Raw genomic sequence first — 23,294 nt, 5'->3', positions numbered from 1 at the left:
GGTCACAGGATAGGTGGTGCGGGGTGGGCCGACATGGTGGGGCCGCCCCACCCCGCACCGGCATCACGCCACGTTGATCGCCCAGGTGCGGGGCAGGACCCATTGTGCGTCGGTGACGGACACCGTCCCGGCGCCGGCGGCGGACCGTTCGGGCAGGTGGACGCGGGCGCCGGCCGGGAGCGGCAGGATCCGCAGCCGGAGGCCGTCGGTCCGGTCGACGGGCAGCCGGTCGAGGGCGATGTCCCAGGGCCGGTCGGCCTGGAACTGGTCGGCGATCACGGTGCCGTCGGCGTAGGCGCGAGCCACGTCGCCGCTCCAGCGCAGCCGCAGCAGTGCCCCGGCGGGCAGTGCCTCCGGTACATCGACTCGGTACTCGGCGGCTACGGCGTCGTACGCCTCGTCGGCGGGGGCGCTCGCGCGGTCCAGGACACCGGTCGTGGGGGCGGGGGCCGGTCCCGCGTGGCGTACGAGGGTGATGTGCGGGGCGGCGGGGGCGCCGGGTTCGGTGTCGGCCACGACGGTGTACCAGGTGAACACGCCGTCCGACGTCTGCCCGAGCTCCGCGCCCTGCACGCTCAACTGCCGTCGCGGTGCGGGAAGTACGGCGAACGAGGGCCGGGTTCCCGTCGTGTGCACCCGTACCTCGTCGTGGTCGAGGACCACGGCGCCGTCGCCGCACAGTACGAGGCGTTCGGCACCCCAGGCCCGCCCCCGGTACGCGGTGCGCGCCGTCGCGGCGTCCAGGACCAGCAGGCCGATCCGCTCCCCGCCGGCCGTGTCCACCTCGACGAGGGCGTCGGTGCCGGGGCGCAGGCCGGTCACGAGGATGCGGCCGCCCACGGTGACGATCTCGCCGGACGGTGCGCTCACCGAGGTCACCGTGTCGGCCCGCAGGGCGAGTTCGGGGGCAATGCCGTCCGTCGCGGCCAGGACCAGGACCGTACGGCCGTCGTCGTCGACGGTGCACACCGGTTGCGCGGTGGCCCACTCCAGATGCGCGCCCGCCACGTCCAGGTGCAGCGGCCAGCAGAAGTACGCGCCTGAGGGGATCGTGAGCGGGACGCTGGGCAGGTTCAGCTCCGGTGCGTCGTCGAACTCGACGGTGAAGGTCGTGTCCGGGTGGGCGGGGAGCTGTTCGTGCGGCTGGTGGTTGGTGACGAACAGGAAGCCGGAGGTCCCGTCCCCGCGCACCGCCCAGCGCAGCGTGTCCCGGTCGTGCTGGCCGGCGGGCTGTTCCTTCGGCAGGACCGACTCCATGGGGGCGATGCGCTCGCCGAAGTCCGCCAGCATCAGGTGCTGCAGGCGCAGTTCATGGTACGAGGGCCGGACCTGGCCGAACTCGCCCAGCGGGGCCTGGAAGTCATAGGTGAGCCGGGGCAGGTCGTTGGGGTAGCCGGTGGCGTGGGACTCCTGGAGGGTGGTCAGTTCGCCCGCCGGGTTGGTGCCGCCGTGGAACATGTAGTAGCCCTGCCAGACCGAGCCGCAGCCGATCTTGGTGAGGCCCAGGGCGCCGATGTCGGCGGCCTCGACGCGGGGGCGGCGGTGGTAGGCCACGGCCATGCCGCCGCCCAGCTCGCAGGTGGCCCAGGGAAACCGGTCCCGGTACAGGTCCGGGTCGGCGCCGCGCACGGTGGTGGGGCGCAGATCGGCGCCGATGCCCTCGTCGTCGCGTTGGTGGGTGAAGAAGTAGTGCTTGCGGCAGGTGTCGGGCCAGCCGCCGTCCGCCTCGGTCCAGAACGTCTCCGGGTAGCCGCCGTACAGCGGCAGCAGCTCGTCGCCGGGCAGCTGGACGCCGCCCCATGCCGTGGAGGTCCACAACGGCGCGCTCAGTCCCGCGTCCTGCGCCATCCTCTTCAGGGTGCGCAGATGTCCCGGCTGGTCGTACAGCTCGTTCTCGATCTGGATCGCGACGATCGGGCCGCCGTGCGCCCGGTCCAGGCCGCGCAGCTGCTCGGCGATCGCCGCGAACCAGATGCGCACGGGCTCCAGATATGCGGGGTCGTCGGTGCGGGGTGTGCAGTCGCGGGCGAGCAGCCAGTCGGGCAGGCCGCCGTTGCGTACCTCGGCGTGCGACCAGGGGCCGACGCGGGGGATGAAGTCCAGGCCGTGCCGGGAGCACAGTTCGGCGAACCGGCGCAGGTCGCGGTCGCCGTCGAACCGGATGCGGCCCTCGATCTCCTCGTGGTGGATCCAGATGAGGTAACTGGCGACGGCCGTCACGCCGCCCGCCTTCATCTTCAGCAGCTCCTCCTCCCAACGCTCCACCGGGTAACGGGAGTAGTGGAACTCGCCGGAGACCGGGAACCAAGGGCGGCCGCCTCGCGTGAGGTAGCGGCTGGTCACCTCGATCGGGTCCGTGGCTTCGGTGGCGTCGGCGAACGGCAGATGGCCGGTCAGCGGCGGTGCGGCGGGCGCGGGGACGCGCAGGTGGTGGGGAGCGGTGGGCATCAGGACTTCTCCGGTCCGAGGTCGGGGGTGGCGGTCAGGTGTGTCCGGGGGCTGGTGGAACCGTGCAGTTCGAGCAGGACGAGGTCGTTGCGGCCCGGACGCAGGACGGGAGCGGGAACGTACAGGGTGCGCTGGGGGCCTCGGCGCCAGTAGCGGCCCAGATGGAAGCCGTTGATCCAGGCCTGCCCCTTGGTCCAGCCGGGCAGGGAGAGGAACGTGTCGGCCGGGTCGGTCACGTGGAAGGTGCCGTGGTGAAAGGCCGGACCGGTGGTGGCCTCGCCGGTTGCCGAGGAGAGGTCGGGCAGCGTGTCGAGGGGCAGCGGGAGGCAGGTCCAGTTCCGCAGCGCCGCGCCGTCGAACGAGACCGGGCCGAGCAGTCCCTTGGGTGAGCCGATGTTTGGGCCGTAGTTGACGCCGCCCATGTTCTCGACGAGGACGTCGAGGGTGGCGCCGGGGCGGGGCACGCGAACGGGCAGGACCTCGTCGTCGCGCTCGCGTTCGAGTACGCCGACGGGTGCGCCGTCCAGGAACACCTGGGCCCGGTCGGCCACGCCGCCCGCGAAGTGGAGCAGCCCGTCGCCGCCGGCCGGCACCGTGGTGCGGTACAGCGTGAATCCGTGGGCCGCGCCCAACTCGTGCATTGTCAGAGGCAGTTCGCTGTGCCGTGGTGACTCCGCGAAGGCGCGGGCGTGGGGCAGCAGCGGCATGCGGCGGTCCAGCTCCACGACGGTTTCCGGGAGTTTGGCCGACGGCGGCGGGACGGGCTCGTCGGGCACGGGCGCGTACCGGGCGATGACCTCGCGGAAGGCCTGGTACTTGGGTCCTGGGTCGCCGTGCTCGGGCAGCGGGGCGTCGTAGTCGTACGACGTCACCGTCGGGGCGTAGGCGTGGCCGTGGTTGGCTCCGTTGGTGAAGGCGAAGTTGGTGCCGCCGTGGAACATGTAGAGGTTCACCGAGGCACCGGCGGCCAGTAGTTCGTCGAGCATGGCGGCGGCCTCGGCCGCGTCCCGCACATGATGCGGGCCGCCCCAGTGGTCGAACCAACCGATCCAGAACTCGGCACACATCAACGGCGCGTCGGGCTGGTGGGCGCTCAGGGTGGCCAGCGCGTCGGACACCTTGCCGCCGAAGGTGCCGGTGGTGAGCACGCCGGGCAGACTGCCGGCGGCCAGGTGCCCGGGATTGGCCTGGTCGCAGGTGAACAGCAGCTCCTCGACGCCCCGGGTGCGCAGCGCCTGCTCCAGGTGCTTGAGATAGGCGGTGTCGTCGCCGTACGCCCCGTACTCGTTCTCCACCTGCACGGCGATCACCGGGCCGCCGGACGCGGCCATGTGCGGCAGTAGTGGCGGCAGCAGCCGGTCCAGGTACCGGTCCACGGCGCCGGTGAAGCGCGGGTCGCTGCTGCGCAGCCGGATGTCCGGGTCGGCGGTGAGCCAGCCCGGCAGCCCGCCGCCGTCCCATTCCGCGCAGATGTAGGGGCCGGGGCGCAGCAGTACGTACAGCCCCTCCTCCTTGGCCAGGCGCAGGAAGCGCGGCAGGTCCAGGAGGCCGTCGAACACCACGGGGCTGTCGGGCTCGGGCTGGTGGAGATTCCACGGGATGTACGTCTCCACCGCGTTGAGGCCCATCAGGCGGGCCTTGTGCAGCCGGTCCGCCCACTGGTCGGGGTGGACGCGGAAGTAGTGCAGGGCGCCGGAGATGATCCGGAACTGCTCGCCGTGCAGCAGGAAGCCGTCGGACGTCGTCGTCAGAGCGGGCATGCGGGGCCTTCCTCCGGTTCGGGGGTGCGGGTACGGGTTACGGGATCAGCGGGGCCGGGTGGCGCGGATCAGCCAGAGCGTGGCAGCCAGGCACAGCGCCGAGACGACGCCCAGCAGCAGCGGTACGGCCCGGACGCCGGACCACTCGATGGCCTTGCCCAGCGCCGGTCCGGCCACGACACCGCCCACCATGGAGGCGGCGATGACCAGGGCTCCGGCCCTGCGGGCGCGCGGGGCGGCCCGGTTCAGCCAGGGCAGCCCGGTCGGGAAGATCGGCGCGATGAACAGGCCCACGCCCGCGTACGCGTACGGGGCCAGGTCCGGCACGGCGGCGAGGAGCAGGCACACGGTCATGCCCGCGCAGGAGACGGTGATGATGGCCTGCGCCGAAAAGCGCAGCGCGAGCGGGGCCACGAGGAACCGGCCCGCCGTCATCATCAGCCAGTACACCGACGTGGCGGTCGCGGCCACCCCGGCGCCGTAGCCCACGGTCTCCAGGTGGGTCGGCTCCCAGCCGCCGACTCCCGCCTCGATGCCCACGTGCAGCACGTACAGGGCGACGAACATGGTGAGCACCGACGCCAGGCTGCGCCCCAACGCCGACTGCCCTTCGGGCAACTGATCGTCGGAGAGGGGAGTCGGCACCCGGTCGCGAACGCCGCGCAGGAACAGCAGTAGCGGCAGATTGGCGGCGGCGAACGCGAGGAACACCGCTGGATAGTGTTCGGCGCCGACCGCGCCGATCAGAGCCGGGCCGAGGATGGCGCCGATGCCGAAGTGCGCGTTGAGGATGTTCAGCATGGCCGCCGAGCGGCGCCCGAAGCCGACGGCGAACAACTGGTTGAGGCCGTAGTCGATACCGCCGAAGCCGAGCCCCGCCAGCAGCGCCATGACCAGGGCCAGCGGCCAGTTCGGGGCGAACGCGAATCCGACGGCACCGATCGCCATCAACAGATAGGAGCTGCCGAGGATCTTCCGGTTGCCGATCCGGCCGTAGAGCCGGTCGAACAGCAGCACTCCGGCCACGCCGCCGACGAAGTGTGCGCTCAGGCCGAGCCCCGCTGTCGAGGGCGACAGGCCGAACTCGCGGCGCAGCGCCGGGATCGCGGGTCCGTACAGCGCCTGCAGTGCGCCGATGAGGACGAACCCGACGCATGAGGCGACCACAGCGGTCAGGCTGAAGGCGGCAGCCTCGGCCGGGACTTGGTTGCGTGAGGTATGAGTGGCCGACTGGCTCACGCCGCCTCCAGATGACGGCCCGCGATCTCGCGGGCAAAGGACATGATCGTGCCCTGCGGGCTGATGCCGGGGGCGCCCGGCAGCACGCTGGCGTCGCACAGGCGCAGGTTGGAGAAGCCGTGCGGACGGCCCGACTCGTCGCAGACGCCGCCGCGCTCGGGCCGTGCGATGGGGGCGCTGCCCATGCCGTGCACCGACACCAGCTCCCAGTCGGCGGCGCGTACCCGGTCGCAGTAGGCGTCCACGTCCGCCGGACCCCGTAGTGCCTGGACGCTGCTGGTGGGCGGCAGGAGCTCCACCGCGCCCGCGGCGAAGAGCAGTCGGGCCGTGCGCTTGAACGCCAGACGCAGGGCATGGTGGTCGGCGGGCGTCATGGCGTGACGCAGCACTGGTGTGCCGCGTACGACGGCGGCGATGGCCGCGCTGCCCTGCATGCGCACCTGCGTGGTGAACATGCCCAGGTGGTTGCGGTCCGCGAGGAGCCGGTCGACCTCGGCCGGGGCGCGGCCGGCCAGCGCGGCGCCCAGACCGCCGGGCGTCAGATTGGAGGGCATGACGAGGATGCCGAGTTTCGAGTGCTCCTGAACCTGGGCGGTGAACATGGTGCCGCGCACCGCGTCGACAGGGCGCGGGAAGCGGGCGACGGTGCGCAGGTTGAGGTGCAGGGCCAGGCGCCGTCCGGCCGTGCGAGCGTGGATGTTGCTGCGGCGCAGCAGCACCGGCGTGCCGATGGGGCCCGCCGCCAGGAACACGTCGCGCGGACGGTAGCGCACCCGGCGACCCGCACGGTCCACCGTCTCCACGGCGCGCACTGTCCCCCGGTGGTGGGCGATCCGCTCGACGCGCGTCTCGGGGACGATGTGCGCGCCCAGGGCCTCGGCCCGTGGCAGATACGACTCGGCCATGCTCTGCTTGGCCCCGCTGGGGCAACCCGTGGCGCACTGGTTGCGGTGCGCGCAGTCGCGCACCACGCGCTGCGGGTGCTGCCAGCGCCAGCCCAGGGACTCGGCGGCCCGCGCGAGCAGCCGGGAGTCCTCGTTGCCGTCCCCGTGCTCCTGCACGATCATGCCCAACTCCCGTTGGATCACGGCGAAGTGGCGTTCCACGGTGGGTGAGCGGTACCCGTCGTACCCGGACCAGGACGCCCAGCGGTCGAGGACGGTGGCCGACGGCTCCCAGAACAGCCCTCCGTTGACCACGGTGGTGCCGCCCACGACCCGGGCCTCGCCGTACGCGATGTTCGGTGTCCCGAACACGGCGGTCGCGCCCGCGTTGCGGTACAGGCGGCGCATCGACTCGGCGGGGCTCGCCTGTGCCAGCTCGGCGGTGGTCACCCGCGGCCCCTCCTCCAGCACGGTCACCGACCGTCCCGCGCGGGCCAGTTCGAGCGCGGCGACACTGCCGCCCGCCCCGGATCCGACGACCAGCGCGTCGCATTCGACGTCGGCGACGGGGCGTTTGAGGCGGCTCATCGCGTCACCTCCGCCGCGCGCGGCACCGCCCGGCGCAAGACGCGGGCGCCGTCGAGGGCCCCGTACAGGGCCAGCGCCGTGGTGGCCCGCAGCAGTTCGCCGTATCCGGGCCAGGTGCGCAGCCGGGCCAGCGCCGCGCGGGCGTCCTCGGCGGACGCGGCGCTCGGGTGGCGGCCCGTGGCGGCACGGAAGGCCGCCGGGAACAGCCGCAGGGCGGCGGCCGTGCCCCAGCGGTAGCCCGCCGGCATCCGGTTCAGGCTGTCGACGGTGTGCCGCACCGCCCGGTGCAGCGCGTCGGCGGGGCGCAGCGCCTCGTACAGGTGCGCCCAGCACTCCGGCAGCCCCGAGTCGTACAGGGCGCGGTCGGTGAGCTTCACGCGGTCACCTTCTCCTTGACCAGGCCCGACAGCAGGTGGGCCGGACCCTGGTCGAGCACCTCGTCCAGGGCGTTCACGAACAGGTCGACCTCGTCGTCCTGCGCCACCAGGGGTGGCGACACGATGAGCGCGATGAGGCGGTTGGAGCCGAAGAACGTGAGGATGTTGTGGTCCCGGTACAGGGCGGCGATCACGGCGCCGGTCAGGAGCTTGGACACCACCTGCGGGTCCTTCGCGGCCGCCGTGGGCAGCTTCTGCCGTACGGCGTCCGGGAGTTGCGGGCCGGGCGTGAGGAAGACCCCGTGCAGGGCTCCGCGGCCCGCGACCTGCCGCACCAGCTTCCGGTGGCGGGCCGCCACCCGCGCGAGCCCGTCGTCGAGGCGCTGCCCGAGCGCACGGGCACGGCCGGGGAAGTCCTCCTCCACGGCGATCGCCACCGCCTCCAGGGCGGTTGCGGTCTCCTCGCCGAAGCCGTAGTAGGTGGTGCTGTGCAGGGTGGCATCGGCCAGGTTGTCGTACGCCGCCCGGAAGATCGGCTCGCGCGCGATGTAGCCGGAGATGGATGCCTTGCCGCCGCCGAAGGACTTGGAGGTGGTCACGATGTCCGGGACGAGCCCCGGGTGGTGCATGAAGTGGAAGAGCGCACCGGTCTTGCCCCAGCCCGTGTACACCTCGTCGAAGATCAGCACGATGTCGCGCTCGGTGCAGATCCGGCGCACCTCGCGCAGGAATCCGGGGGAGCACTCGCGCAGGCTGGACGCGCTGAACGGCTCCAGGACGACGGCGTACACGTCGCACTCACCGGCGGAACCGGTGTGCCGGTCCAGGGCGAGCAGGAACGAGTCCAGGTCGTCGTAGCCGAAGGTGTCCGTGCCCGGGATCTGCGGGTACGGGAAGTGGATCTCGGGGGACGCGGTCAGGCTGCCCGCGCCGAGCAGCTTGCCGTGGAAGGCGATGTCCGTGTGCAGGACGGTGCCACGCCGGCCGCGGTGGTACTTGTAGGCGAGCTTGACGGCCCCCTCCACCGCCTCCGCACCGGAGTTGGGGAAGTAGCTGATGTTGAGGTCCCCGGGCAGCAGCTGTGCCAGGTTGTGGCTGAGCGCGGCGACGTAGGGGGAGAAGTAGTTCTTGTGCACCTCCATGCGGCGCTGCTGCTGGAAGCGGCGGCGGGCGGCGAGGATGCGGGGATGGTTGTGGCCGTGGCTGAGGACGCCGACACCACCGGTGAAGTCCAGGACGCGGCGGCCGTCGCGCAGGTGGATCCACGCCCCCTCGGCGTGGTCGACCAGGTCCCGGCCGAAGCCGAAGGAGCCGATGAGGGAGACCTGGCTGCGGCTGACGTACCTGCGGTACAGGTCGTGGACCTGCTCGGTGGTCAGCGCTTCCGCCTGGTCCAGGGTCATGAGGTCAGACATCGCCGGTGCTCCCCGCGGTCGTGGCGGACGGGGCGGCGGCGATGCGGTCGGCGACGAGCCGTCCGGCCCGGCGGCCCGCGCGCACCGCGTAGTTGGTGCCGCGGTCCTCGGGGAAGACCTGCGCCATGCCGGAGAGGTAGAGGCCGCGCACCCGCGACTCCAGGGACGGCATGGTGCGCGTGTAGTTCGGCGTGATCACCGGCTGCGCGTACTCGGCACGCCACACGTGGAAGCGTTCCACCCAGCCGCGGTCGAAGGCCGGGAACATCCGCTGGATGTGCGGCAGGCTGTACTCGAAGACCTCCTCGTCGGTCATCCGGTACAGCTCGGAGTCCGTCGGCAGGTACTTGGAGAGGTAGACGACGTGCTTGCCGTCGTAGCGTTCCGGCCGGTCGAGGTTGGTGTGCTCGATGACACCGACGTAGGGGAAGTCGGGGTCGTTGACGTTGAGCCAGTACGTGTCGGACAGCTTGCGCCGGTTCTCCAGGACCAGGCACACGTTGCCGAGGTAGTCGACGGACGACCAGCGGCGCAGCAGCTCCGGCACCGCCGGGTGTGCGGCGTCCTCGTGGTCGATCAGTCCGGCCGCGACCTGCGGCGCGGTGGTGATCAGCACATGCCGGGCCGGGTGGAACTCGCCGCCGGCGCGGACCCCGCTGACCGAGGCGCCGTCGGTGTGCACGGCTTCGGCCTCGACTCCGGTACGGATGTCGACGCCCAGGGACTCCAGACGGCGCCGCAGCGCATCCAGCAGTGCCTCGCTGCCGCCCCTGATGTAGTACAGGGTCTCCTTGCCGGACTTGGTGCGGCTGCCGCCGCGCAGATGCAGCTTCGTCCACATCCAGGTGGCGCCGACCTGGCCCGCGTACTTGCCGAACTTGCCTTCGAGCAGCGGACGCCACACGACCTCGTACACGCGTCGCCCGCCGAGCGAGACGAGCCACTCCTCGGCCGTGCGGGACTCCAACTCCTTCCAGTGCTTGACCTTTTGGGCACGCAGGGCCAGCAGGCCGAGGCGGATCCGGTCCAGCGGCGCGAGCGGCGCGAAGCGCAGGACGTCGAGCGGAGCGGACAGCCGGTAGACGGAGTTGGCGTAGTACACGCCGGTGCGGGTCTCGTGGGCCTCCAGCAGATGGGAGATGCCGAGGCGCTCGCACAGCCGGATCATCTCGGTGTCGGAGGAGAACCAGTGGTGATAGAAGCGTTCGAGCCGCTTGCCGTCCCCGATGTCGAAGCTCGCGGCGAGCCCGCCGACGAGGTCCTCCCGCTCAAGAATGCGCACGCTGCGCCCTTCGGAGGCCAGTTCGAGTGCGGCGGACAGGCCGGTGAAGCCGGCGCCGACGACAAGGACGTCGACGGGGTCGGCCGTAGGGGCGGACGCGGGTGCCTGCGTGGTCACAGGAGGACACGCTCCTTTTCGGAAAGGTCGGAGGAGGGGACGGGGGAGAGGTCGTCGGCGGCGCCGAGCCGCTGCTCGACGACGTAGTCGGGACGGGCCTGGACCTGCCGGAACACCGCGTGCAGGTACTCGCCGACGATGCCGAGGGCCAGCGCGTGGGCGCCGAAGGCTCCGGGGCGGGCCAGCAGGCGCGGATCACGCCGTACGGCCGCGGCGGCGATCCCGCCGGCGAGGACGGCGGTGCCCAGATAGGTCGACAGACGCAGCGGCGCCACGGACCCCGCCAGCAGCCCGCGACGGGACAGGGCGAGCATCTTGCCCAGGGTGTACTTCGATTCCCCCGCGTGCCGTGCGTCGCGGTCGTAGCCGACGCGGGCCTCGGGAAACCCGAACCAGCTGACCGCGCCGCGCAGATACAGGTTCTTGTCCCCGCTCGCGGTGAGCAGCGCCACGACCTCCCGGTCGAGGAGCCGGAAGTCGCCGGTGTCCAGGGCGAGGGTGTGGTCGGACAGGAAGTTGAGCAGACGGTAGAAGCCGTAGGCGGTGGCCTTCTTGAACACGGTCTCGCCGTCGCGGCTGCGGCGCTGCGCGGAGACGACGGACCACCCTTCGCGCCACAGGGCCGCCATGTCGGGGATCAACTCGGGCGGGTCCTGCAGATCGGCGTCGATCACGACGACCGCGTCCCCGTCGGCCTCGCGCAGCCCGGCGAGACAGGCCGCCTGGTGGCCGAAGTTGCGGCTCAGTTTGACCGCTCGCACACAACGTGTGTTCTTCGCGAGGGAGTTGATCAGGTCCCAGGTGCCGTCGCTGCTTCCGTCATCGACGTAGATCAGTTCGCAGTCGAACGTGGCCAATGAGTCGGTGACACGGGTCAGGCGGGCATGGGTGTGGGCGAGTACTTCCTCCTCGTTGTAGCAGGGGACGACCACGCTGAGCTTGGGGCGTCCGTCGTTGAAGACTCGTATGTTCCGCGGCACAGCACACCTTTCGCGCAAGGCACACGTAGGGGATCGAACTGGTGGTACGCGGTACGCCGAAATCGCTTGCTGCGTTTCGGCGCGGCTGATTGTTACCGGTAACAATCAGCCGCGTCAAGATCCTTACAGGTGTGCGGGAGGGGGCGGTCAGGTCCGCAAAGCGCCGAGCGGTACAGGGAGTTGGGCAAGAGGAAAGCAGGTCAGCGGCCTGTGCATGACGCCGGTCCGGGAAGAGGGGTCGGCTGCCCGCGAGCCGGCGATTCAGTGGCGCGGTCGCCACCCGTGCCGACCGGCAGGCAGTCAGCGCGTTATGGCGAACGTTCCGCCGCAACGCCTGACATCACCCCACAGCCGTCAGCGCCCCCTCGGCCGCAGCCACCACCGTGCGCGCCTGATGTGCCACCTGGTGCTCCACCGGCACCCAGCGCAGGCGCAGGGACTTCTCGAAGTCCTCGCACCAGGTGAGGAAGAGGGCGTCGAGTTCGCGGTGGAGCGCCGGGGCGGCGGGGGCGTCCGCCGCCGTCAGCAGTCGCAGGAGGAGGCCCGCCGCGCGCAGTGGCTGGCGGCGGGCCACTATGTCGAGGGCGCAGACGTGGGCCGTCGTCAACCGCTGGGGGTGCCGGCGGGCGAGGGGTTCCCAGGAGTCGGCGACCAGGTCGTAGAGGTCGTCGGCCATCCACTCCAGGACGCGTACGAGCGGGCAGTCCTCGGGTGAGGGCAGGAATCCGCGCGCCTTGTCGAGGACGGCCGTCACCTGTCGTCCGCCGTCCCGTACCAGCCGGGAGAGGTCGCGCAGCGCCTGGGCGGGCTGTGGGTGCGGGGACAGGTCCTCGGCCATGTCCGTTGCCCACAGGGGCACTTCGATGATCGCCGTGACGCCGCCGTAGCGCATCGGTGCGCACCAGGTGGACAGGCCGATGTTCTCGGAGCCGGCCGCCAGCCGGGCGGTGCTGTCCGGTGGGGGCAGGACATGGATCCCCGGGCTCGGGCTCTCCCAGTACAGGGCGTCGTAGGTGCCGTGCTGGACCGGGATGCCGAGGCTGTCCGCCGACGCCTGGAAGGGGGCGGCCAGTTCGGGCAGTGCGCCGGTCAACTGGACCCAGCTGCCGCCCGCGTCGACGCTGTGCAGGGAGCACTGGAGGAACGGCCGCAGTTCGTCGATCACATCGAACAGGGCCTGGCTCTCCGGGAGTTGCCGCGACTCGATCGGCGCCCACTCCGGCTGTTCGGCCGCGACCGGGCGGAAGGCGGTGCGGAAGTACCTCGCCGGTGTGTGGTCGGGACCGGCCGTCGCCTCCTCGATGCCCTTGCTCAGTGCGGCGCCGTCCGGGTCCAGGCACAGGATGATGTTCCAGGTGACGAGGGCGGGGTCGGTCGCCGCGGACGGCCCGTCGCCCCGGGCCACCTGCTCCGCCAGCGCGATCGCGGTCGCGCCGCCGACCGGCTCGTCGGAGTGCGGCCGGGCGACCACCAGGACGTGGCGCGGCCCGTGTCCCACGGACAGCATCAGGATCGGACGACCCGCGCGGGAGGTCCCGATCCGGCGCAGACGGCCGGCCCCCGGAAACCGGGAGACCAGCCGCCGCGCCGACTCGGTGACGTCCGCGACCGTGGGGTAGCGGTCCATCAATGTGCGTCCGGTCAGCCGCCGCCGTTGCCACCGCTGTCGCCGGTGGTCTCCTTCTTGTCCAGCGGACGGATCTCGATCTTGTTCGGCATGCCGTGTCCTCCTGATGGTGACTGTGGCGTGCAGTGATTGTTGTGCTCTTGCAAGAGTTCGTTGATCGGGTCACTGTTGTCAATGTCGGTTGTGGGCGGGGCAGTTGGGGCTGACGAGATTGGCGCGAAGATGACGGTGCACGCGATGCGGCGGCCTCGGATCAAGCCGGAGCACCGCGCCTACCGGACCGTGGACGGCCACATAAGGATCGGCAGCGTCGTCTACGGCATCGGCTCCGAGGTCAAGGACCCCGACGGCTGGGTGTGGACCCTGGTCGAGGCCATGGACGGCACGCGCAGCGCCGCGGACGTCGTCGCCGAAGTGGCCCGCCGCCACCCGGGACTGAGACTGCCGGCCCCGGACATCGCCCAGGCGATGACGGACCTGACCGAGGCCGGGTACGTGGAGGACGCCGGGGCCGCGCCGCCCGCGGAGCTGTCCGAGCGGGAACGCGAGCGGTACAGCAGGGGCATGACGCTGATGCGCTGGATGGACCTCCGGCCGCGGGAGAGCCCCTGGGAGCCGCAGCTGCGGCTGCGCCGCGCCCGGGTTCTGCTGGTCGGGGTGGGCGGTACGGGCGGCGCCGCGGCGCGCGACCTGGTGGCCTCCGGCGTGGGGCGGCTGCACTGCGTCGAACCGGACGTCGTCGAACTGTCCAACCTCAACCGGCAGACCCTCTTCCGCGAGCGCGACCTCGGTACGCCCAAGATCGACGCGGCGGTGGCGGCGTTACGGGCGCTGAATTCGGACACGACGGTCACGGGTGAGAGGCGGGAGGTGCGGGGGCCGACGGATCTGGAGGAGCTGCTGGCCGCCGGGGCGTCGTACGACCTGCTCCTCCTCGGCGCCGACCGCCCCGCCGTGATCCGCAGATGGGCCAACCAGGTCTGCCTGGCCACCCGCACGCCGTGGGCCGAAGCCGGTTACCGCGGGCCCCTGGTGAGCGTCGGCGTGTTCACGCCCGGCCGGGGCGCGTGCTGGGAGTGCCTGCGCGCCGCCGAGATCGAGCGCCGCGATCTGCGGCTCGCGCCCGGCCAGGACGAGGAGGCCGCCTCCCCGCGTATGCCGTGGAACCCGGTCAACGCCGTCACCGCGGGCCTGTCGGGCAGTCTGCTGGCCCATGCCGCCCTCATGCTGCTGTGCGGCATCCCGCAGATCGACCCGGGATGCCGGTTCGGCCTCAACCTCATGGTGCCCGGCGACCCGATCATGCAGCGCGCGGACCGCCGCCCCGACTGCCCCGCCTGTGGAACGGAACCGGGGCCGGGGAACCTGCCGTGACGGACGTCGCGGCCGAGGACCGTCCCCGGATCGAACCGTCGACCCGCGTCCTCCTGCACGACCTGGCGGTGCGGCGGGACCGCGACGAGTGGATCGTGGGCCGTATGACGACCCGGACCTTCGTCGCCCTGCCGGAGGCCGGGGCGCGCGCGGTGGAGCTCCTGGGCGAGGGGCTGAGCGTGGCCCGCACGGCGGAGACACTGCGCGCGGAGACCGGCGAGGAGTTCGAGATTACGGACTTCGTCAGGGACCTGGCCGCTCTGGGGTTCGTGGCACGGATCGGGGACAGCCCGGTCCCGGACGCCGAGCCGCCGCGCCCGTCACTGCCGTGGCTGCGCCCCCGCCATGTCCGTATCGCCCTGCACCCGGTCCTTCCCGTGCTCGTCGGAGTGCTGCTGACGGCTGCCGTCGTCGTGCTGTTCCGCCGTCCCGACCTGCTGCCCGGCTATCGCGACCTGCTGTGGAGCCCGCACGGCAGCCTGGTCCTGGTCACCGGGGCGGCGGCCGGGTGGACGCTGCTGCTGGCCCATGAGCTGGCACACCTGGTCACCGCCCGCGCCGTGGGTGTGCCGGCGAAGATGTCGCTGGGCACCCGGCTGCAGTTCCTCGTCATGCAGACCGACATCAGCGGCATCGAGCTCGCGCCCCGCCGCCACCGGCTGACCGCCTACCTGGCCGGTATCGCCCTCAACCTGTCCGTCGCGTCCGTCCTGCTGCTGATTCTTGCCCTGACGGACCCCGGGCCGACGGCCCACCGGCTGCTGGCCGCGGCCCTGCTGCTGGCGCTGCTGCCGGTGCCCTTCCAGTTCATGGTGTTCACCCGCACGGACCTGTACTTCGTCCTCCAGGACCTCACCGGCTGCCGGAACCTGTACGGCGACGGCCTCGCCTACGCCCGGTACCTCTTCCGGCGGACGGTGCGCCCCGGCAAGACCGCCAAGTCCGGTGACCCGAGCACCCGGTTGCCCCCGCACGAGCGCCGCGCCGTCCGCCTCTACAGCGCCGTCCTCGTGGTCGGCACGCTGGCCTGCCTGACCTTCATGGCCGCCGTCACCCTCCCCGTCGACATCGCCCTGCTGGTCCGCGCGGCCCGGGGCCTGGGACCGGAGCACGGCCTCGCGGGCAATGCCGACGCGGCCGCGGTGCTGGTCACCCTGGGCGGGGTCAACGTCCTGTGGCTGGTCACATGGTGGCGTACGCGCCGGGCACGCAGGTCGGAACGGTTTCGCTAGGCGAAGAGCGGCTCGTACGGCAGGTGGTCGTCGTCCGGCACGCGCGGCACGTAGTCCGGGGCCGTGCGCGCGGCCACGGCCAGCAGCCGGGTGGCGGCCTCCTCCTCGGATACGGGGGCGAGCCCGAGGTCCTGGAGGAGCTGATCGCGCTCGGCGTCGAAGTCCGGGTGGTCGGACCGGACTTCCGCGCCCAGCGCGGCGACTGTGAAGCCCGTGGCCAGGTCCTGCCAGAGGGGCAGTACGGCGATGAGAGTGACGGCCTCGACGAGGTCGGCGCCGATCAGTGTGGCCTGGCCCTCGGAGTCGGCGTACAGGACCGGCCGTTCCTCGTCCCCGGCCTCCCCGCAGAGGAAGTACGTGCCGCCGGCGCCGCATCCGGCTATCGGGTGCAGCGGCCTGCCCGAGGGGAGGACGACGTCCTCGACGGGGTCCCGGAGTTCGATGTCGAAGTCGCCCGGCCAGGCCAGTGCGGCAGCGAGCGACGGGTTCTGCTCGATGCGGCGGAGCACGGCGTCTGATGCGGTCATGGAGGGAAGCTAACAGCGCTCACTGACAACCCAGGCGTCGGACGTCCGTCGGTGCCCGGGCCATGGCCACCGGAACCTGAGTGTCAGTGCCGCCTGCCATGATCCCCCCATGCTCGACGTGAGGGGGGACGCACGATGGACCTGGCCGACCGGCTGATGCGCGCGCTGACCGAACCGGACCTCGAACTGGAGGATTCGGCACCGGACTTGTCGCAGCTGTCCGACGTGGAACTCGGCAGCCTGTACGTGACGGCCTACGGCATGGACGCCTCCTCGTACGCGACGGTGACGTCGAGGCTCGGCCTCAGGATCGTGAACGCGGCGCGCGAGCGGCAGCCGCGCTACACGCCCGACGCGTGCCGCCGGTTGTTCGAGGTGCTCGCCGGGAAGGCGCAGGACGGCTGGACCGATCTCACGCCGGCCCTGGACGCGCTGGAGCGCTGCACGGGCCCGCTGCCCGACGTGTCCGGCCCGGGCGGCGCCCTGGTCGAACTGCTGCTGGCGCAGGACACGGTGCGCCAGCCGTACCCGCTGCTCGCGGTTGCCCGGCACGCGGGGGAGAAGGCGCTGCGCGCGGCCGTGGAGCGGCTCTCCCGGGACGAGGGACCCGTCGTGGCCGACGAGATCGCCGTGGTCGCCGGGCTCGGCCCGGCCGAACATGCCCTGCTGGCCCGGGTCGACCGGGACCACCGGTTCGTCGAGCGTCTCCCGGCGGACGCCTGGCGCGGAGCGGCCGGCATACCGGCCTACGCCGCGTTCGCCCGCCGCGCCCTGGAGGCCGCGGCCGACCGCACCGACGCCATCCGGGCGGGCGAGATCCCCTACGTGGCCGACAAGGCGTTCACGGACCGGGAGGTGCTCACGCTCGGGCAGGCCGCACGGGTGGCGCTGCTGCGCGACGAGCCGTGGCTGCCGGAACTGTTCGACCGGCTGCTGCCCGGCATCGCCCTCGCCCCCACGTCCGCCAGAACCCTCCCGTCACAGGCCCTGCTCTACGAACTCGTCCGCGCCGCCCAGGACTTCCCGACGCCCGAGCTGGTCACCGCGATACGCACCGTACGCCGGACCGTCCGGCACGCCGGGGTGCCCAAGCAGCTGGACAAGATGCTCAAGAAGGTCGAGGCCGCGCTGGCCGAGCGCACCGATGTGGCGCTGCGCCTGCCGAGGCTGGACTTCGCCGACGACGGCGTCCTGCGCAGGGAGGCGGGCGAGTACACGGCCGTCGTCACGGTCACCGACACGGCCGCGCTGATCTGGGAGAAGGACGGCCGCCCGCTGCGCAGCACCCCGGCGCCGGTCCGCCGCGACCACCCGGCGCTGGTCAAGGAGCTGCGCGAGCTGGTGAAGCGGGTGGACGCCCAACTCGTCACCCTGGCACGCGCGTTGGAGGGCGGCTTCACCGTGGACGCCGTCCACGCCTACGGCTGGTGGCGCGCCGAGCTGGCCGGGCATCCGCTCGCCCGGACCGCCGTACGCCGGCTGATCTGGGAGATCGAGGAGGCACCCGGCCAGTGGCGGGCCGTCCTGCCCGAGGCCGAGGAGCACCTGCCCGACGCGCCCGACGACGCCGCCGTACGGCTGTGGCATCCCCTGCGCGCCGAGCCCGCGGCCGTGCGGGCCTGGCGGGATCTGCTCGCCGAGCGGCGCATCCGGCAGCCGTTCAAGCAGGCCTTCCGTGAGATCTACCGGCTCACCCCGGCCGAGGAGGAGACCCGCGTCCACTCCAACCGCTTCGCCGCGCATCTCGTCCACTACCGGCGGATGTTCGCGCTGTTCCGGGCCCGGGGCTGGACGAGCAGGCTGCTCGGCCCCTGGGACGCCGGCGATGGTGACGCGGCCGAGCGCACGCTGGCGGCGGGGGAGTGGCAGGTGTACTTCTTCCACACCTGGGCCGACCAGCCCGGCGGCGACGAACTGGCCTCGACCGACCAGGTGCGCTTCGCCCGCCGGACCGGGGGCGCCTGGCGCGAGACGCCGCTCGCCGAGGTGCCGCCGCTGGTGTTCAGCGAGGCGATGCGCGACATCGACCTCTTCGTCGGCGTGACCTCGATCGCCGCCGACCCGGACTGGACCGACGCCGGCCCCGAACGGCACTACTGGGAACGGGCCTTCGCCACCGACCTGACCGCGAGCGCCGAGGCGCGCCGCGACGCCCTGGAACGCATCCTGCCCCGCCTGAGGATCGCCGACCGATGCACTCTCGACGGCCGCTACCTGATCGTCCGCGGCGATCTGCGCACGTACCGGATCCACCTCGGTTCGGCCAACATCCTGATGGAGCCGGACGGCGCCTACCTGTGCATCGTCCCGACCCGGCGCAAGGGCGACAGCACGGTGTTCCTGCCGTTCGAGGACGACCGGCTCTCCCTGATCCTCAGCAAGGCGATCCTGCTCGCCGACGACACCGGGATCACCGACCCGTCCATCCGCACACAGATCGAGAGAGCTGCCTGACGGGTGCCCCTGGCCGGGCCGAAAGCGCTTCCACCACACCTTGAGCCCGCCTCGCGTGGGGTGCCCATGCTCGGAAGAGACATCCGCGAAGCCCCGTGGAAGAAGCGGCGGCGGCAGCCGCCGCCCATCGGACGGCACCGCCAAGTCGTCCCACACGTGAAGGGAACCGCTCCATGCTCGGGCTTTCCGTGACAGATCTTCCCGACCACACCGACGTCCTCGTCGTCGGCGCCGGCCCCACCGGGCTGGTGCTGGGCTGCGTCCTCGCCTCGGCCAACATCCCCTTCGTCCTCGTCGACAGGGTGACCGAGGGCGGCAACTACTCCCGCGCGGTCGGCACCCTGCCCCGCTCGCTGGAGATGCTCGACCAGGTGAAATTAGGCAAGCGGCTGGCAGACGCAGGAAACCACGCCCGCCGCATCAAACTGTTCTCCGGCGACCGCAACCGGCGGATCGCCGCACTCCAGCTCCACCGGCTGCCCACGGACTACCCCTACGCGACCGTGATGCCGCAGCACCACGCCGAGGAGATCATCCTCACCCGGCTCAGGGAGCTGGGCGCCGACGTCCACCGCCCGGTGACCCTCAGCGGCCTCACCCAGGACGCCGCGGGCGCCACGGCGGTGCTGCGCGGCCCCGAGGGCGAGGAGCGCACCGTACGCGCCAAGTACGTGGTGGGCGCGGACGGTTCGCGCAGCGACGTACGCGAGCAGGCCGGGATCGACTTCCCCGGCACGACCTTCCGCCAGTCGTTCGTCCTCGCCGACATGCGCCTGACGGACGGGCCGCCGGCCAACGAGATCCATCTGTTCTTCTCCCGCCACGGCGCCGTCGTGATGGGGCACATGCCGGACGACGCGTACCGGGTGTGCATCTCCGTCGACCACTGGCCGGGCTCCCAGCTCACCGGCGACCAGGCGCGGGAGCTGCTGGAGCAGCGCAGCCCGAACCGGTACCGGCCCACGATCATCCAGGTGCTGAACAGCTCCCGCACCCTGGTCCACCACCGGATCGCGACCCGGTTCCGCAGCGGCCGTGTCCTGCTGGCCGGCGACGCCGCCCACACCAACAGCCCGATCATCGGCCAGGGCATGAATCTGGGCATGCAGGACGGCATCACCCTCGGCAACGCCCTGGTGGACACCCTGAGTTCGGGTGTGGACTCGCTCGACGCCTACGAACGGGTGCGCCGCCCGATCGCCCGGGAGGCGGTGGGCATCACCCGGCTGATCAACCGCATCGGCACCGAGCGCAACCGGGTGGTCGGCCTGGTCCGGGACTCCCTGCTGCCGATATCGGGCCTGCCCCCGGTCAACCGGCAGATGACCAACCGCCTGTCCCGCCTGGTCGACCGCTGACCCCGGCCGGACGCTCAACTCCGTCCGGCCGCCCGCCCGCACGCCTCCGCATACCCCCGCACCAGCGGTCGCCGCCCGTCCTCCCGGCGCCAGGCCAGGACGTACTGGCTGGGGCCGAGGCCGCGGACCGGGCGGGTCGTGACGCCGCCCAGGCTGATCAGCGGAGCGTTCCCGGTGGCGACCAGGCAGATGCCGAGGCCGGCGACGAGGGCCTCGTAGGTCTCCTCCGTGCCGGCGATCTCGGCGCCGATGCGGGGCGGCCGGCCGGCGCGCTCGTCCAGGGCCAGCCAGAAGTCGCGCAGCGGGCCCGCGGACTGCGGCAGAGCCAGGAACGGCTCGTCCAGCAGGTCCGTGAAGTCCAGTTCCTCGCGCGCGGCGAGCGGGTGGGTGTCGGGCAGGGCGACCAGGCGGGGCTCCTCGGCGACCGCCGTCCAGGCATAGCGGCCGGCGTCGGGGAGCGGCAGCCAGACGAAGGCGACGTCGGCCTCGCCGTCCGCCAGGCCCGCCGTGGGGTCCTCCCAGCTCACCTGGCGCAGGCGCACGGCGGCGTCCGGATGGGCGGCGGTGAAGCGGGAGCGGATCGCGGGCAGCAGGCCGCCGCGCCCCGGGCTCGTGCTCATGCCCACCACCAGCGTGCTGCGGGCCGCCTCGATCGCCCCCGCTCCTTTCGCCCAGGCTGCGAGTACCTGTCTGGCGTGCGGCAGCAGAGCCGCACCGGCCTCCGTCAGCGTCACGCCCCGCGGGCCGCGCCGGAACAGCTCCGCGTCCAGCTGCCGCTCCAGTGCCCGGATCTGCTTGCTGAGCGCGGGCTGGGAGACGTACAACCGCTCGGCCGCGCGCGTGAAGTGCAGTTCTTCCGCCACTGTGACGAAGTAGCGCAGGTCTCGTACATGGACGTCCGTCGTCATAGCCATCGGTTATCACCGTAGGTCTTGGACCGGCGACTCGCCCACGAGACAGGCTTGTTCGCACAAGGTGACGACGAGGAGCTGTGATGAACAAGGTGTGGCTGATCACGGGTGCGAGCAGCGGGTTCGGCCGGGCTCTCGCGGAGGCCGCGCTCGCCGACGGCGATGTGGTGGTCGGTGCGGTGCGGCGGCCCGAGGGCCTCGACGACCTCGTGGCCGCCCACCCCGACCAGGTGGAGGCGCTGCGCCTGGACGTCGCCGACACGGCCGCCGCCGAGGCCGCCGTACAGGATGTCGTCGCCCGGCACGGGCGGATCGACGTGCTGGTCAACAACGCGGGCCGGACCCATGTGGGGGCCTGGGAGGAGACCACCGAGCAGGAGCTGCGCGAGCTGTTCGACCTGCATCTCTTCGGCCCCGCGGCCCTCACGCGCGCGGTGCTGCCGCACATGCGGGAGCGGCGCTCGGGGGCGATCGTGCAGATGAGCAGCATGGGCGGCCAGATGTCCTTCGCGGGGTTCTCGGCGTACAGCGGGACCAAGTTCGCGCTGGAGGGCATGTCGGAGGCGCTCGCGGACGAGGTCGCCGAGTTCGGCATCAAGGTGCTGATCGTCGAGCCGGGCGCCTTCCGCACCTCCCTGTTCGCGGCCGGCCGGGCCGGCGCCAGCCCCGACAGCGGGCTCTACCCCAAGGTGAGCCGGACCCGCGGTTTCGTCTCCGGCGGTGACGGCGGCCAGCCCGGCGACCCGGCGAAGGCGGCGGCCGTGATCCGTGCCGCCCTGGTGGCCGAGGACGCCCCGCTGCGGCTGCCGCTGGGCGAGGACGCCGTCACCGCCGTCCTCGGCCACCTCGACCAGGTGCGCGAGGAGGTCGTGGCCTGGGAGAAGCGCACCCGGGCGACGAACTTCGACGACTGACGGCTGAAAACGGCTGTTGCGCAAGGGCCTTGTGTCGGTGCAGGGCCCTTGTGCAATTCCTGTGGAGGCCTCAATCTTTCCGCTGGCACACAGAGTCCGCACAGCAGCGCCCCAGGTTTTGACATGATCACGTCCACCCTGGGGTGGACTTCGTCGTGCCTGCACCACCCCCCACCAGCGCACCACCGATTGAGGAGGACCCCTCAGATGGCAGTGATGCGTCCTACCCGGCGAAGAATGGCCGCGATCAGCGCGGCGGCCACCGCGGTGCTCACCGCGGGCCTCGTCTCCGCCCTCCCCGCAGGTGCCGCCCCGGCCGCCGACGACGGCCGAGTCCAGTACGCGGGCGCGGCGAACGCCGTGGCCGACAGCTACATCGTGACCCTCAAGCCCGAGGCGGCCCGCGCCGGTTCGGCCGAGGGCCGCGCGCTCGCCCAGAAGTACGGGGCCGACATCGAGCGCACCTACAAGAAGGCGCTCAACGGCTACGCGGTCGAGGCCTCCGCGGCCGAGGCGAAGCAGTTCGCCGCCGACCCGGCCGTCGCCTCCGTCGTGCAGAACCGCACCTTCAGCATCGCCACCACCCAGCCCAGCCCGCCCTCCTGGGGCCTGGACCGGGTCGACCAGCGCAACCTCCCGCTCAACAGCTCGTACACCTACCCGGACTCCGCCGGGACCGGCGTGACGGCGTACGTCATCGACACCGGCGTCCGCATCAGCCACGGCGACTTCGGCGGCCGGGCCTCCTACGGCTACGACGCCGTCGACAACGACAACACCGCCCAGGACGGCCACGGCCACGGCACGCACGTCGCCGGCACCGTCGCCGGCACCTCCTACGGCGTCGCCAAGAAGGCGCGGGTCGTCGGCGTCCGGGTGCTCAACAACAGCGGTCAGGGCACCACCGCACAGGTCGTCGCCGGTATCGACTGGGTCGCCCAGAACGCGGTCAAGCCGGCCGTCGCCAACATGTCCCTCGGCGGCGGCGCCGACACCGCGATCGACACCGCCGTACGCAACGCCATCGCCTCCGGCGTCACCTTCGCCGTGGCGGCCGGCAACGAGTCCACCAACGCCTCGACCAGGTCTCCCGCGCGCGTGACGGAGGCCATCACGGTCGGCGCCACGACCTCGTCGGACGCGAAGGCCAGCTACTCCAACTACGGCTCGGTCCTTGACCTGTTCGCACCGGGCTCGTCGATCACCTCCGCGTGGAACACGAGCGACTCCGCCACGAACACCATCTCCGGTACGTCCATGGCGACGCCGCACGTGGCCGGCGCGGCCGCGCTCTACCTGGCCGACAACCCGACGGCCACGCCCGCGCAGGTCTCCTCGGCGCTGACGACGGCGGCCACCCCGAACGTCGTCACCAGCCCGGGCACCGGCTCGCCCAACCGGCTGCTGTACGTCGGCGGTGGTACGACCACCCCGCCCGGACCGCGCTTCGAGAACACCGGCGACTACGCGATCAGCGACAACTCCACGGTCGAGTCCCCGGTGACGGTGTCCGGCGTCTCCGGCAACGCGCCCTCCGCGCTGGCGGTCGAGGTCCACATCGTCCACACGTACATCGGTGACCTCCAGGTCCAGCTGATCGCCCCCGACGGCTCGGCCTACACGCTCAAGGGCTATGGCACCGGCGGCAGTTCGGACAACATCAACACCACGTACTCGGTGAACGCCTCCTCCGAGGTCGCCAACGGCACGTGGAAGCTCCGGGTCAGCGACAACGCGGCGCTGGACACCGGGCGGATCGACGCGTGGGCGTTGCAGTTCTGACGCCCATCGGCTGACCGGAGGCTCT

General features: G+C 72.1%; 18 protein-coding genes. 6 read left to right on the top strand and 12 right to left on the bottom strand.

The window, feature by feature from the left end:
* Positions 1-63: 63 nt before the first annotated feature.
* The 10 genes from AB0Q90_RS35260 to AB0Q90_RS35215 all read right to left on the bottom strand — a co-directional run bounded on the left by AB0Q90_RS35260 (position 64) and on the right by AB0Q90_RS35215 (position 12,863).
* Positions 64-2,448: a beta-galactosidase gene (locus tag AB0Q90_RS35260; protein ID WP_363161877.1), complete on the bottom strand. Its 2,385-nt coding sequence runs from the start codon at positions 2,446-2,448 to the stop codon at positions 64-66.
* Positions 2,448-4,208 (bottom strand): beta-galactosidase family protein, encoded by a 1,761-nt coding sequence (locus tag AB0Q90_RS35255; protein WP_363161876.1) that lies wholly within the window; start codon positions 4,206-4,208, stop codon positions 2,448-2,450. Before AB0Q90_RS35255 ends, AB0Q90_RS35260 begins: the two co-directional genes overlap by 1 nt.
* A gap of 45 nt (positions 4,209-4,253) precedes the next feature.
* Complete coding sequence (locus AB0Q90_RS35250) at positions 4,254-5,384, bottom strand: MFS transporter (protein ID WP_363161893.1); 1,131 nt, start codon at positions 5,382-5,384, stop codon at positions 4,254-4,256.
* Positions 5,385-5,443: 59 nt separating this feature from the next.
* Positions 5,444-6,919: a GMC family oxidoreductase gene (locus AB0Q90_RS35245; protein WP_363161875.1), complete on the bottom strand. Its 1,476-nt coding sequence runs from the start codon at positions 6,917-6,919 to the stop codon at positions 5,444-5,446.
* The gene (locus AB0Q90_RS35240) at positions 6,916-7,296 is read right to left on the bottom strand and encodes a hypothetical protein (RefSeq protein WP_363161874.1); all 381 of its coding nucleotides are present in this window, start codon (positions 7,294-7,296) and stop codon (positions 6,916-6,918) included. The genes AB0Q90_RS35245 and AB0Q90_RS35240 overlap by 4 nt, the downstream gene beginning before the upstream one ends.
* Positions 7,293-8,711 (bottom strand): aspartate aminotransferase family protein, encoded by a 1,419-nt coding sequence (locus tag AB0Q90_RS35235; RefSeq protein WP_363161873.1) that lies wholly within the window; start codon positions 8,709-8,711, stop codon positions 7,293-7,295. The genes AB0Q90_RS35240 and AB0Q90_RS35235 overlap by 4 nt, the downstream gene beginning before the upstream one ends.
* A complete protein-coding gene (locus AB0Q90_RS35230) occupies positions 8,704-10,110 on the bottom strand; it encodes an NAD(P)/FAD-dependent oxidoreductase (RefSeq protein WP_363161872.1) in 1,407 nt (468 codons plus the stop codon). The genes AB0Q90_RS35235 and AB0Q90_RS35230 overlap by 8 nt, the downstream gene beginning before the upstream one ends.
* Positions 10,107-11,090 (bottom strand): glycosyltransferase family 2 protein, encoded by a 984-nt coding sequence (locus tag AB0Q90_RS35225; protein WP_363161871.1) that lies wholly within the window; start codon positions 11,088-11,090, stop codon positions 10,107-10,109. The genes AB0Q90_RS35230 and AB0Q90_RS35225 overlap by 4 nt, the downstream gene beginning before the upstream one ends.
* A gap of 340 nt (positions 11,091-11,430) precedes the next feature.
* A complete protein-coding gene (locus tag AB0Q90_RS35220; protein ID WP_363161870.1) occupies positions 11,431-12,717 on the bottom strand; it encodes a M14 family zinc carboxypeptidase in 1,287 nt (428 codons plus the stop codon).
* Positions 12,718-12,731: 14 nt separating this feature from the next.
* Entirely contained in the window at positions 12,732-12,863 is a 132-nt protein-coding gene (locus AB0Q90_RS35215; RefSeq protein ID WP_363161869.1) for a hypothetical protein, read from the bottom strand.
* A gap of 76 nt (positions 12,864-12,939) precedes the next feature.
* Between AB0Q90_RS35215 and AB0Q90_RS35210 the strand changes: the two genes are divergently transcribed.
* Both AB0Q90_RS35210 and AB0Q90_RS35205 read left to right on the top strand, forming a co-directional pair.
* Positions 12,940-14,091 carry a ThiF family adenylyltransferase gene (locus tag AB0Q90_RS35210; protein WP_363161868.1) on the top strand — a complete coding sequence of 384 codons (1,152 nt, stop codon included), beginning with the start codon at positions 12,940-12,942 and terminating at the stop codon, positions 14,089-14,091.
* Positions 14,088-15,323 carry a hypothetical protein gene (locus tag AB0Q90_RS35205; RefSeq protein WP_363161867.1) on the top strand — a complete coding sequence of 412 codons (1,236 nt, stop codon included), beginning with the start codon at positions 14,088-14,090 and terminating at the stop codon, positions 15,321-15,323. Before AB0Q90_RS35210 ends, AB0Q90_RS35205 begins: the two co-directional genes overlap by 4 nt.
* Here the strand turns inward: AB0Q90_RS35205 and AB0Q90_RS35200 are convergent.
* On the bottom strand, positions 15,320-15,850 hold the full coding sequence (locus AB0Q90_RS35200) for a hypothetical protein (RefSeq protein ID WP_363161866.1): 531 nt from the start codon (positions 15,848-15,850) through the stop codon (positions 15,320-15,322). The two genes, AB0Q90_RS35205 and AB0Q90_RS35200, sit on opposite strands and share 4 nt — an antisense overlap.
* A 135-nt stretch (positions 15,851-15,985) precedes the next feature.
* On the opposite strand from AB0Q90_RS35200, the gene AB0Q90_RS35195 reads away from it, so the two are divergent.
* Together AB0Q90_RS35195 and AB0Q90_RS35190 are read left to right on the top strand one after the other, a co-directional pair.
* On the top strand, positions 15,986-18,304 hold the full coding sequence (locus AB0Q90_RS35195) for a DUF4132 domain-containing protein (protein ID WP_363161865.1): 2,319 nt from the start codon (positions 15,986-15,988) through the stop codon (positions 18,302-18,304).
* A gap of 188 nt (positions 18,305-18,492) precedes the next feature.
* Complete coding sequence (locus AB0Q90_RS35190; protein ID WP_363161864.1) at positions 18,493-19,662, top strand: NAD(P)/FAD-dependent oxidoreductase; 1,170 nt, start codon at positions 18,493-18,495, stop codon at positions 19,660-19,662.
* 14 nt (positions 19,663-19,676) lie between these two features.
* Here the strand turns inward: AB0Q90_RS35190 and AB0Q90_RS35185 are convergent, their stop codons facing one another.
* The gene (locus tag AB0Q90_RS35185; protein ID WP_363161863.1) at positions 19,677-20,576 is read right to left on the bottom strand and encodes a LysR family transcriptional regulator; all 900 of its coding nucleotides are present in this window, start codon (positions 20,574-20,576) and stop codon (positions 19,677-19,679) included.
* Positions 20,577-20,656: 80 nt separating this feature from the next.
* On the opposite strand from AB0Q90_RS35185, the gene AB0Q90_RS35180 reads away from it, so the two are divergent.
* The gene (locus tag AB0Q90_RS35180; RefSeq protein WP_363161862.1) at positions 20,657-21,487 is read left to right on the top strand and encodes an oxidoreductase; all 831 of its coding nucleotides are present in this window, start codon (positions 20,657-20,659) and stop codon (positions 21,485-21,487) included.
* Between the two features lie 207 nt (positions 21,488-21,694).
* Positions 21,695-23,269, top strand: a complete 1,575-nt coding sequence (locus tag AB0Q90_RS35175) for a S8 family serine peptidase (RefSeq protein WP_363161861.1) — start codon at positions 21,695-21,697, stop codon at positions 23,267-23,269.
* The last annotated feature ends 25 nt before the right edge of the window (positions 23,270-23,294 follow it).

The organism is Streptomyces sp. NPDC079141, from assembly GCF_040686775.1.
In the GTDB taxonomy this organism is placed as follows: domain Bacteria; phylum Actinomycetota; class Actinomycetes; order Streptomycetales; family Streptomycetaceae; genus Streptomyces.
This window is presented reverse-complemented; position numbering and strand designations above follow the sequence as displayed.